The organism is Streptomyces sp. NPDC051563 (assembly GCF_044454225.1).
Classification (GTDB): domain Bacteria; phylum Actinomycetota; class Actinomycetes; order Streptomycetales; family Streptomycetaceae; genus Streptomyces.
Genome location: NZ_JBITDL010000070.1, coordinates 1 through 8,075 on the forward strand (window position 1 = coordinate 1; position 8,075 = coordinate 8,075).

At 70.6% G+C, this 8,075-nt stretch carries 5 protein-coding genes and 1 pseudogene; 3 read left to right on the top strand and 3 right to left on the bottom strand.

What is annotated here, in order from left to right; all coding sequences use genetic code 11:
* Positions 1-94: pseudogene (locus tag ACIA8F_RS39045) on the top strand (ABC transporter ATP-binding protein); the annotation flags it as partial.
* Between the two features lie 84 nt (positions 95-178).
* Positions 179-778 carry a TetR/AcrR family transcriptional regulator gene (locus ACIA8F_RS39050; RefSeq protein ID WP_399385805.1) on the top strand — a complete coding sequence of 200 codons (600 nt, stop codon included), beginning with the start codon at positions 179-181 and terminating at the stop codon, positions 776-778.
* 7 nt (positions 779-785) lie between these two features.
* Here ACIA8F_RS39050 and ACIA8F_RS39055 read toward each other — a convergent pair whose 3' ends face one another.
* The 3 genes from ACIA8F_RS39055 to ACIA8F_RS39065 form a co-directional block, all read right to left on the bottom strand.
* A complete protein-coding gene (locus ACIA8F_RS39055) occupies positions 786-1,670 on the bottom strand; it encodes a formylglycine-generating enzyme family protein (protein ID WP_399385802.1) in 885 nt (294 codons plus the stop codon).
* Between the two features lie 87 nt (positions 1,671-1,757).
* On the bottom strand, positions 1,758-3,155 hold the full coding sequence (locus tag ACIA8F_RS39060; protein ID WP_399385803.1) for a sulfatase: 1,398 nt from the start codon (positions 3,153-3,155) through the stop codon (positions 1,758-1,760).
* 127 nt (positions 3,156-3,282) lie between these two features.
* On the bottom strand, positions 3,283-4,242 hold the full coding sequence (locus ACIA8F_RS39065) for a LysR family transcriptional regulator (RefSeq protein WP_399385804.1): 960 nt from the start codon (positions 4,240-4,242) through the stop codon (positions 3,283-3,285).
* A 178-nt stretch (positions 4,243-4,420) separates the two neighbouring features.
* Between ACIA8F_RS39065 and ACIA8F_RS39070 the strand changes: the two genes are divergently transcribed.
* A complete protein-coding gene (locus ACIA8F_RS39070; protein ID WP_399385806.1) occupies positions 4,421-7,906 on the top strand; it encodes a M28 family peptidase in 3,486 nt (1,161 codons plus the stop codon).
* Positions 7,907-8,075 lie beyond the last annotated feature (169 nt).

Consider the following 8,075-nt stretch of genomic DNA (forward strand, 5'->3'; position numbering starts at 1 on the left):
CGATCCGCTCGCCCCGTCGATGATCATGGTCACGCACCACGTCGAGGAGATCGCCCCCGGTTTCACGCACGTGCTGATGATCCGTCAGGGCCGGGGGGGGGGGGGGGGGGGGGGGGGGCGCGCCCGCCCCCCCCCCCCCCCCCGCCCGGGGCGCACCGGAGCGAAGGGGAACCCGTACATGGCACGGATGCCGTTGACCGACCGGCGCAGGCAGCTGACGGAGGCGGCGATCCGCGCGATGACCCGCGACGGGGTGTCCAGGACCACGACCCGGTCCATCGCCGCCGAGGCGGGCGTCTCCCTGAGCGTCTTCCACTACTGCTTCGACTCCAAGCAGGCGCTGCTGGAGTCGGTCATCGAGACCATCACCGCGCACTACGTGACCCTCGTGAAGGCCGCGATCGTGCCGAGACCGACGCTGCGCGAGACCATCCGGGCCGGGTTCCAGGCGTACTGGGACCATGTGGCGGCCAGCCCGGGCGCGCACATGCTCACCTATGAGCTCACCCAGTACGCGTTGCGCCGGCCGGAGTTCGGGCATCTGGCGCGCAAACAGTACGAGTCCTACTGCGACACGTACACCGAGCTGCTCGAAGAGCTGCGCCGGATCACCCCCTTCGAGCTCACCGTGCCGGTGGGCGTGCTGGCCCGCTATCTGGCTGCCATGACCGACGGGGTGACCCTGAGCTTCCTGGTCCTGGGTGACGAGGAGGCGGCCGCCGGGATCCTCGACATGGTCACCGATCACGTGGCCGGACTGGTCGTGCGGACGAACTGATGCACCCTCAGGCGGCGACCCGGAAGCCGATGTTGGACGTGGAGCTGTCGGGGGTATTGGAGCTGCGGGCCGCGACCCGGTAGCGGTTGCAGTACGAGTCGTGGCAGAGGAAGGAACCGCCGCGCATCGTACGGGACGCGTGCCCCGGGGCGAAGGGGTCCTCGCACCACTCCCACACGTTGCCGACCGCGTTGTAGAGGCCGTGGCCGTTGGGCCGGTACGACTTCACGGGGACGGTGCCCAGCTGGGGGCCGGTGTGGGTGGTGGGGAACTCCCCCTGCCAGATGTTGAGCAGCGTCCTTCCGCCCGGGGCCAGTTCGTCGCCCCAGGGGTAGCGGCGCTGCTCCAGGCCGCCGCGGGCCGCGTACTCCCATTCGGCTTCGGTGGGCAGTCTGGTCCCGGACCAGGAGCAGTAGGCACGGGCGTCGTTCCACGAGACGTGGACGACGGGGTGGTTCTGCCGGGAGGCGATGGACGAGCCGGGGCCCTCGGGGTGCTTCCAGGTGGCGCCGGACACCGCCCGCCACCACGGGACACCTTCCACGGCCGGTGCGGCGGCGGCGAGTTCCGGCCCGAGCAGACCGGCGAAGACGAAGGAGAACCCGAACTCCTCGGCCTCCGTGACGTGCCCGGTGGCCTTCACGAAGGTGGCGTACTGGGCGTTGGTCACCGCGGTCGGCGCGATCCGGAAGGGGGCCACCGCGACCTCCCTGACCGGGCCCTCCCCGTCCGCCGGGAACCCGTCCGCGTCCTCGGTACCCATGAGGAACCGGCCCCCGGGCAGGTCGAGCAGACCGCGTACGGGCCGGGGCGGGGCGGCCGGCGGCGCGGCGAGCAGGGTGAGGGCGCCGGCCGGGGAGTCGTGGCCCGGGGTGCAGCAGGAGGAGGACATGGGGTCTCCGGTGAACGTACGGACGGTTGCGGTCCGGCCGGGCGCAGGCGGGCTGCGCCCGGCCGGAGGTCGGGCGGGTTCCTGCGGCTAGCCGACGCGGTCGGCGGCGAGCTGGGCGGCCAGGGCGGGGATGCCCAGGTTCCGCTCCTGCGCCGGGGTGGCCTGGTACAGCTTGTTGACCAGCTGGTACGGGTCGGCGGCGAGGTCGTAGTACTCCCGGAAGGTGACCTCTCCGGTGCCGGACACGGTGCCGTTGGCATCGGTGTGCAGCTTGTAGTACTCCACGTACTGCTTGTCCTTGGCCACGTAGGAGGACCAGGTGCGGTGGTCGGGGCCGGTGCCCTGCTTCCACCATTCGACGAGCAGGTGGTCGCGGCTGTACGAGCTCAGCAGCGACCGGCCGTCCTGCGGGGTGTTCGGGGTGATCCCGGCGGCGTCGAGGATGGTGGGCGCGATGTCGATGTTGGCGACGATCCGGTTGTCCACCGTGCCGGCTCCGAGGCCCCCGGCGGGCCAGGAGAGGTAGAAGGGCACCTCGTGGGCGGGGCTGTAGGGCACCGACTTGGCGGTCCAGCCGTGGTCGGCCCAGCCGAAGCCGTTGTCGCCGATGTAGATCACGAGGGTGTTGTCGAGCTGCCCGGTGGCCGCCAGCTTGTCCTTGAAGGCCTGGACCGCGTCGTCGACCGAGAGGAGCGTGCGCAGCTGCTCCGCACGGATGCGCTTGCCGTCCTCCAGGGTGCCGGTGGCGTCCTGGATGTAGGGCGGCTTGTCGCTGCGGTCGGCCTCGGTGACGGAGGGCCGGCCGTTCCATTCGGGTACGGGGGTGCCCGCGTACTTGGGCTCGGGGGTGCGGGGTCCGTGCGAGGCGTACGGGGTCACGTAGGCGAACCAGGGGCGGGTGTCGGTGGCCGCCTTGTCCAGGAAGCTCAGCGTCCGGTTCTTGATGACGTTCGTGGTGTAGCCGTTGATCGTCTGGACCGTCCCGTTGACGTTCCACTTGCCGTCCACGTAGGAGGGCTGGAGCAGGGCGAAATCCTCGAAATGCGGGGGCGCGTCCGCGATGTTCCAGGAATTGAGGTATTTGCCGAAGAGGCCCGTGCGATATCCGGCCTGCTTCAGATAGCGCTGGACGGTGGTGTTCTGGTCGAGCGCGGCCGCGGAGCCATTGTTGCGCACTCCGTGATTGTGGGCGTACCGGCCGGAGAACACCGAGGAGCGGGAGGGTGCGCACAGCGGGGTGGTGACGTGCCCGTGGTTGAACTTCACGCCCTGTCCGGCGAGCCAGCCGATGGTCTTCTGCACGGCCCAGTCGGTCTGTTTGGGCTGGTCATCGGTGACGATCAGTAGAATGTTCGGCCGGCCCGCGGCCGCTGCGGGGGCCGCTGCCGCCTGGCCGATCGCGGGCACGGTGGCGGCGGCCGCGGCCGCCGCGGTGCCGGCGAGGAATCCTCTCCGGCTGACCTGCGTACGGACTCTCTTGCTCATGGGTATTTCCTCCTGCACTCCGAAGGGGAAATGACGTGGCGGCCGCTGCCATGCGGAGAGCGTAAGGGGATCCCCATACCCGTTCCATGTACGGAGTATGAAATGACGTCAGGGTCTGTGAACGGCTTCAGTCGAGGACCGGGTGGGCTTCCGGATGCTCGTCCCACCACGCCCGGTGGAAGGGGTTGTTGTCCACATTGGCGAGGTACGCGTAGGCGGCCGACCGGAAGAAGAGTTCCGCCTGGCGCGCCGAGACCGCCGAGCGGTTCCAGGCGAGCCGGATGCGCCCGGTGATCGGCGCCCCGATCAGCGGGCGCATCACCGTGCCCGCCACGGCGGGTGCGGTGGGCTGGCTGAGGGAGACGGCCCGGCCCGCGGAGATCAGGTCGTACTGCATCATGCGGTCGGTGATCCGGTAGCGCAGCGCGGGGACGAAGCCCGCCTTGGCGCAGGCCTCGACCAGCGCCTCGGGTCCGCCGTCGTCGTCCTCGACCAGGGTCATCCACTGCTCGTCGGCGAGGTCCGCGAGGTCGAGGGCCTCCAGGCGGGCCAGCGGGTGCCGGGCCGACATCCGGATGCAGAAGGGCTCCCTGGGGACCAGGGTGCGGGCCGTCACCCCCGCGGGCAGCGGCACCTCGTGGTCGTTCACCTCTCCGTACACGATGACGTCGTAGCGGCCCGCGCCGAGCATCCGCACCAGGGCGGTCACCGAGTCCTCCAGGTCCACGGTGATCTCCCGGCCCGCCAGGACCAGGTCCTGGCGGGCGATCAGTCCGTCGATCAGCACCAGCAGGATGCAGCCCAGGCGCAGCGGGGCGTCGGCGGTCCGGGCCCGGGTCTCGGCGCCGAGGGCGTCCATCTCGCTGAGCACCCGGCGGGCCTTGGCCAGGACGAACTGGCCGAGCGGGGTGGGTTCGACCCCGAGCCGGCCGCGGACGAAGAGCTCGCCGCCGGTGACCCGTTCGATCCGGCGCAGCTGGGCGGAGAGCGCCGGCTGGGAGACCCCGAGGATCCGCGCCGCGCCCCCCAGGCTTCCGGTCTCCGCTATCTGGCAGACGGCCTGCAGATGTCTCAACTCCAGCTGCATCCGGGCAGCTTACGCAGCGTCATCCGGCTGCACCATAACGCCGGTCTTATGTCGGCAGAGATGTCCCGATGTCGTCATGGACACGCCCATACTCGGCCGCGAACAGCCAGACCGCCTTTCCCCTCCCCGCCCCATCCCCCCACACGATCGGAGTGGACTCTTGCAGCCCACCAGATGGATGGCCGCCCTCGCGGCCATGGTGCTGACCACGGGCCTCGCCGGCACGCTGGCCACCACCGCCACCGCCGCGCAGAACGCGGATCCCGCCCCGGCCCCTTCTGCCGAACGGGCGGTCGCCGCGGCCGACGCGGCCGTGCGCAGCGGGCTCGACAGCCTGGTCAACTCCCCGCAGCAGCAGTACGACCGGCGCCTGGTCACCCCTTGGGTGAAGGACCTCTACTCCGTCGCGTACGAGCGCAGTTACCGCGGCCTGCCGGTCGTCGGCGGCGACGCGGTCGTCCTCGCCGACGGCGAGGGCCGGGTGCGCGCCCTGCAGTCGGCCTCCGCGACCGTGATCGACGTGTCCACCACCGCGTCGGTCTCGGCGCAGGCCGCCGAGAGCGTCTCGCGCACCCGGCAGGTCAAGACCGACAAGGTGGAGAGCAGCCGGCTCGTCGTCAAGCTCAAGGACGACAAGGCGGTGCTGGCCTGGGAGACCGTTCTGACCGGGCGGACCGCCAAGGCGCCCAGCAAGCTCCACGTGTTCGTGGACGCCCGCACCGGCAAGGTCGTCGACACCTTCGACGAGGTGGTGGCGGGCAGTGGCAACAGCAAGTGGAACGGCCCGAACCCGCTGACCATCGACACCACGGCCTCGGGTGGCACGTACTCCCTGCGCGACCCGAACCGGACCGGTCTGAGCTGCGCCGACTACAGCTCCGGCTCGGTCTTCTCGAAGTCCTCCGACTCCTGGGGCACGGGCAACCCGACCTCCAAGGAGACCGGTTGCGTGGACCTGATGTTCGCCGCGCAGAAGCAGTGGGACATGCTGAGCCAGTGGCTCGGCCGCAACGGCGTCAGCGGCAACGGCCGCAGCTTCCCGGCCAAGGTCGGCCTGAACGACGTCAACGCGTACTGGGACGGCAGCTCCGTCAGCATCGGCCACAACAACGCCAACGAGTGGATCGCCGGCATCGACGTGGTCGCCCACGAGTACGGGCACGCGATCGACACCAACACCCCGGGCGGCACCAGCGGCCAGGAGTCCGGGCTCGGCGAGGCCACCGGTGACATCTTCGGCGCACTGACCGAGGCCTTCGTCAACGAGCCCTCCCCGTACGACACTCCGGACTACACGGTCGGCGAGATGATCAACCTCGTGGGCAACGGTCCGATCCGCAACATGTACAACCCCGCGGCCGTCAACAACGACCCCGCCTGTTACAGCTCCTCGATACCGAACACCGAGGTGCACGCGGCCGCCGGCCCCCTGAACCACTGGTTCTACCTGCTCGCCGAGGGCACCAGCCCGGGCGGCGGCAAGCCGAACAGCAGCACCTGCAACCAGTCCACGCTGACCGGGGTCGGCGTCCAGAACGCCGGCAAGATCTTCTACGGCGGCATGCTGCTGAAGACCTCCAGCATGTCCTACAAGAAGTACCGCACGGCGACGCTGAGTTCCGCCAAGTCGCTGGACACCACCTGCGACCTGTTCAACAAGACCAAGGCCGCCTGGGACGCCATCAGCGTGCCCGCCCAGTCCGGTGACACGACCTGCACCCCGAGCGGCCAGAACAGCGACTTCTCGCTGGCGCTGAACCCGGCCTCGGGCACCGTCCAGCAGGGCTCCTCGGTCACCACCACGGTCGCCACCGCCATCTCCACGGGCACCGCCCAGCAGGTGACCCTCAGCGCCTCCGGCCTCCCGGCCGGGGTCACCGCCTCCTTCAGCCCGGCCACCGTGCAGTCCGGCCAGTCCTCGACGCTGACGCTGACCGCCTCCTCCAGCGCGGCTCCCGGATCCTCGACCGTCGTGGTCAAGGGCCAGGGCACGAGCCTCTCGCACACCGTCGACTACGCGCTCACCGTGGGCGGTACAACGCCCCCGCCCGGCGCACCCGACATCGACGTGGCCGCCGTCCGGGCGCACCTGACCCAGCTGAACACCATCGCCACCCAGAACGGCGGCAACCGCCGGGCGGGCAGCGCCGGTTACACGGCCTCGGTGGCGTACGTGAAGGGCAAGCTGCAGGCCGCCGGCTACACGGTGACCGAGCAGAACTGCACCTCGTGCACCTACCCGTCGAACAACCTGATCGCCGACTGGCCCGGCGGCCCCGCCGACCAGACGATCATGTTCGGCGCGCACCTCGACAGCGTCTCGGCCGGTCCGGGCATCAACGACAACGGCTCGGGCTCCGCGACCCTGCTGGAGAACGCGCTCGTCCTCGCCCAGAAGAACCCCACGATGACCAAGCACGTGCGCTTCGCCTGGTGGACCGACGAGGAGCAGGGCCTCAACGGCTCGAAGTTCTACGTCAACCAGCTCAGCAGCACCCAGAAGTCGGCCATCAAGGCCTACTACAACTTCGACATGGTCGGCTCGCCCAACGGCGGCTACTTCATCAACAACGTCAACTCCACCGCGGCCGCCCCGCTCAAGGCCTACTGGACCTCGCTGAACCTCGCTCCCGAGGAGAACACCGAGGGCCAGGGCCGCAGTGACGACTACTCCTTCCAGCAGGGCGGCATCCCCACCTCCGGCTACGCCGCCGGTGCCAGCGCCCGCAAGACCTCGGCCCAGGCCACGAAGTGGGGCGGCACCGCGAACGCGGCGTACGACTCCTGCTACCACTCCTCCTGCGACACCACGAGCAACATCAACGCCACGGTCCTGGACCGCAGCGCCGACGGCGTGGCCTACACGGTCTGGAACCAGGCCGTCGGCGGCACCACCCCCGGCCCGGACTTCTCGATCAGCGCCTCCCCGGCCACCGGCAGCGCCGCCCAGGGCGGCAGCACCAGCTCCACGATCAACACCGCGACCGTCAGCGGAGCCGCCCAGACCGTCGCCCTGTCGGTGACCGGCGCCCCCGCCGGCACCACGGCCTCGCTGAGCCCCTCCTCCGTCCAGTCGGGCAGCTCCTCCACGCTCTCCGTCCAGGTCGGCGCGAGCACCGCGCCCGGCACCTACACCCTGACCGTCACCGGCGCCGGCTCGGTCAGCCACACCACCACCTACACCCTGACCGTCACGGGCACCGGCCCCTCCTGCACCCCGCGCCAGCTCGTCGCGAACGGCGGGTTCGAGAGCGGCACCACCCCGTGGACGACCACCACGAACGTCATCACCAACCAGGCGGGCCAGACCCCGCACGGCGGCACGTACAAGGCCTGGCTCAACGGCTACGGCACGCCCCGCACGGACAGCGCCGCCCAGTCCGTGACCATCCCGACCGGCTGCTCCTCGTACCAGCTCGGTTTCTACCTGCACATCGACACCGCCGAGACCGAGAACACGGTCTACGACACCTTCACCGTGTCGGTGGGCGGCCAGACGCTGGCGAGCCTGTCCAACGTGAACGCGGCCGCCGGCTACCAGCTCAAGACGTACGACGTCTCCCAGTTCGCCGGGCAGACGGTCACGCTGAAGTTCCAGGGCGTGGAGGACGCCTCCCTGCAGACCTCCTTCGTCGTGGACGACGTCACCCTCCAGGTGAGCTGACGTCCCCGGCGCCCTGAGCACCGTCTGAGCGCCACCTGAGCACCACCCGGGCGGGCCCCCCCCCCCCCCCCCCGCCGGGGGGGGGGGGGCCCCGCCCGGGGGGGGGTTTTGCGGGGGGCTGGTCCCCCTAGCGGCGCCCCCCGCGGCGCCCCCCCCCGCCCGCAGGGTG